Here is a 2,012-nt window from a genome sequence, read left to right as displayed (position 1 = left end):
CGACAACTTCTCTTCTTCAAACCGCGCATTGGTATGTTCAATATAAAAGTTGAAGATATCGGTGATGCCTGCAATATCAGGTAATGTCCCTACTCTGATTTCCATGTAATGTCCTTTTAGTTGTCTATTTTGAATGACTAGTAAACAGGCATCAATAGTGACTGCAGAACTGACTCTCGCAAGGAATACCATCACGATCACCATCTATTTTCACATTGGGACAGTTTGCCAAATAAAACTTTGCTTCATCGCAAGATAGCATCTCACTACAATGCGTTTTACCTTGGCAACTAAATCCCATATTCTCATATGCAGGATTTAACTTAGGCTCCAATACCAAAAGATACAAACCTGCGCCAATAAGCCCGACGAAAAGTGCAGACAAAATAATTGAAAGAGGGTTAGATTTGGATGTTTCTATACCAACTAGTTGAGCACTCGAAGCGCTGAGTTTAGAGCCACTATTCGATAATTGAAATTCAACTTCATCCCCAACTTGAGGACGACGATAACCGTCCGTAAACTTCGATATATGAACAAAAACATCTCCCTCTAATTCATCTGAATTGATGAAGCCAAAACCTCTCTCATCAACCCAGCGAACAATTTTTCCATTCATAGCTATCCCTTCTTCAAACCGCTTTCAACTCTTGACTCATATCACCAACAATATGCAGATTACATTATGACAGCTTAATGTGGGGGCAAATTACTCGATGGACTCTTAACTTTACCCATTTTAGTCAGGATACCTTTGCCCTTCTCATAAACAAAAGATAAACCAAAGTAGACTGAAACCCACAAGACAAAATCGAGAGCAGCTAACTTGATATCAAGTGGATCTGAAAAGATGTTATAGGTGTGCCCAAACTTTGCTTCAATTGATTTAACTAAAATCACTGTAACGATAAAAATCACAATCCTCATGGGTTTTCCTATCTATATCTTTAAACTAAATCGTACACATGCGTGTGGATATTGTTTAAGTTATTCCAAGTATATAATAAGTTGACGGCCCTACTTGCCATCGACCTTTTCTATAAACCAACTCCCTTGGCACGGGCCATTGGTTAAGTGCCAAGGGCCGTCAAATCTATTGCTACTTCCATGTGCTGAAAAACGATAATCCCATCGGCGATGTTTGGCATATAAACGTAAGTCGCCGCTTTCACAGTAATCCAGCCCTCTAACGGTGTTCCGTTGTAGGTAAGCCTTAGGGTTGCCTTGCCCTCACGAATGGTTCCGGTAATAGTTGTGCGTTCACATATATTATTGCCAGTGGTGTTAATGCGACGGCCTAGCCACTCACCGTCGAAATCGGTAGAAGGAACAAATTGGGGAATATCAGGAAGTTTAGGAAACAACTCGGAATTACTAGACCCGAACCACTGAAGAGCACGACCAACAAGGGAGAAGACAACAAAGCCGATTGACATCGCTATCACAAATCCCTTTTTCATTATCCTCTTCCTAATCAGATGACCTAAAGAAAAGAACCCTAACATAATGAAAAGTAATAACTTACTATCAATTTAATTAATTTTGATATATTCCACAAATTGCATTCAAATGTTGAATATAGAGAAAGCGGCATTGAACGAAAATGCCGCGCATTGAGAATCAATTGTGTGCAGTGCCGGAAGCTCTACATAGAAAAACCCTAACCTTCCAAGGCATTGCGCCAATACTGAACGGTTTTCTCCGACACCAAGCATGTCTCGCTCGCCGCTGATACTAGAAAGTCACATAAGCGAGCTGCGACCTCTTCATTCCCCAACAAGTATAAACTGCGAATGGCTCGCGTTAGCCGTATCTATACTTAAGCGAGCGTCTACTATGAACTTTTCGATTTATTCCTCTGTTGTGCTTCACTGAGTTTCTCTTTCGCTAAGGCTTCTTGCTGGTCTAAAAAGCTAAAGAAGTTACTTTCGCTAATGAACGGGTTATTCAAACCATCGGCATTTTGCTTCTCACGATTAGCGAATAGATGATTCTTATGAGGATGGTTAGAC

The 2,012-nt window shown here is 40.5% G+C and carries 3 protein-coding genes and 3 pseudogenes; all 6 read right to left on the bottom strand.

Annotated features, from left to right (window positions below):
* Window positions 1–105, bottom strand: a pseudogene (locus AB4653_RS12650) (GNAT family N-acetyltransferase); the annotation flags it as partial.
* 46 nt (window positions 106–151) lie between these two features.
* Complete coding sequence (locus AB4653_RS12645) at window positions 152–619, bottom strand: cold shock domain-containing protein (protein ID WP_017081025.1); 468 nt, start codon at window positions 617–619, stop codon at window positions 152–154.
* Between the two features lie 74 nt (window positions 620–693).
* Window positions 694–927 carry a hypothetical protein gene (locus AB4653_RS12640; RefSeq protein WP_017077144.1) on the bottom strand — a complete coding sequence of 78 codons (234 nt, stop codon included), beginning with the start codon at window positions 925–927 and terminating at the stop codon, window positions 694–696.
* 90 nt (window positions 928–1,017) lie between these two features.
* Window positions 1,018–1,460: pseudogene (locus tag AB4653_RS12635) on the bottom strand (hypothetical protein).
* Between the two features lie 105 nt (window positions 1,461–1,565).
* Window positions 1,566–1,715, bottom strand: a complete 150-nt coding sequence (locus tag AB4653_RS12630; RefSeq protein WP_181360435.1) for a hypothetical protein — start codon at window positions 1,713–1,715, stop codon at window positions 1,566–1,568.
* Window positions 1,716–1,834: 119 nt separating this feature from the next.
* A pseudogene (locus AB4653_RS12625) lies at window positions 1,835–2,012 on the bottom strand (MBL fold metallo-hydrolase); the annotation flags it as partial.

Origin of the sequence: Vibrio sp. 10N.222.48.A3 (genome assembly GCF_041475345.1) — a bacterium.
Classification (GTDB): domain Bacteria; phylum Pseudomonadota; class Gammaproteobacteria; order Enterobacterales; family Vibrionaceae; genus Vibrio; species Vibrio tasmaniensis_A.
The sequence above is the reverse complement of the archived record's forward strand: the minus strand, read 5'-3'. Positions and strand labels throughout refer to the sequence as shown.

What these genes read in the sequence shown, in the direction of transcription:
- AB4653_RS12640 (WP_017077144.1), bottom strand. Translation starts at nt 927, where the DNA reads ATGAGGATTGTGATTTTTATCGTTACAGTGATTTTAGTTAAATCAATT.
- AB4653_RS12645 (WP_017081025.1), bottom strand. Translation starts at nt 619, where the DNA reads ATGAATGGAAAAATTGTTCGCTGGGTTGATGAGAGAGGTTTTGGCTTC.
- AB4653_RS12630 (WP_181360435.1), bottom strand. Translation starts at nt 1,715, where the DNA reads ATGCTTGGTGTCGGAGAAAACCGTTCAGTATTGGCGCAATGCCTTGGA.